Below are 697 nucleotides of genomic sequence, written 5' to 3'. Positions count from 1 at the left end.
AATGCTGCGGGTTGCCAAGGCGTGCGCCAGGGTCTCGGCCATGGCTTGGCTCTCGCTCGCCAGATGCGGGAAGTCCGCCAGCGCCCAGTCGGCCGCGGGTGCCGGCTCGATCAGTAAGGCGAGCAGCGCCTCCCGGGTCGTCGGTGCGGCCTCCAGCACCGTCTTCAGCAGCTCAGTGGCGCTCAGGAAGTCTTCCAGATCGGCCTCTGCCTCATAGCTCACCAACCCCAGGCGGCGCAGCGGTGCGCTGGCCTTGAGGGCATCCGCCAGGGTTGCTTCAGGGATCGACAACAGCCGACTTAGCCGTGCGCGGTTGATCGGACTGGTCGCGCGCGCGGTAGCGCGCAACAGCGTGCGCAGGGGCTCGGAGCTGGCATGATGCTCGAGATAGTCGAGCACCTGTGCCTCGATGGCATCCAGGCCCAACACCTCGACCAGGAGACCCACGGTCGAGCTCACCGGCGCCGTTCCGTCGACGCTGCGCAGGCGGACCTGTGCCGCTGCCGTGCCTTTCGCGAACAGGCTGCGCAGGAGTTGGTGACCGTCGGTATCGTCGAGCTCAAGGGGCTCGGCGGCGACGGCATCGGCGTTAAAGGCCGCGAGCGTCTCGGGCTCGAGGTCGTCCTCATGCGCGGCGGCCCAGTGGGACAGCGCCTGTGGCTCGAGCAGCGGTAGCAGCAGGCTCAGCAGCGAGGCG

The 697-nt window shown here is 68.7% G+C and carries 1 pseudogene; it reads right to left on the bottom strand.

Annotated features, from left to right (window positions below):
- Positions 1–697 (bottom strand): annotated as a pseudogene (locus VBE63_RS30960) (AAA family ATPase); the annotation flags it as partial.

The sequence above is a fragment of the Lamprobacter sp. genome (assembly GCF_034860625.1).
Lineage (GTDB): Bacteria > Pseudomonadota > Gammaproteobacteria > Chromatiales > Chromatiaceae > Lamprobacter.
The sequence above is the reverse complement of the archived record's forward strand: the minus strand, read 5'-3'. Positions and strand labels throughout refer to the sequence as shown.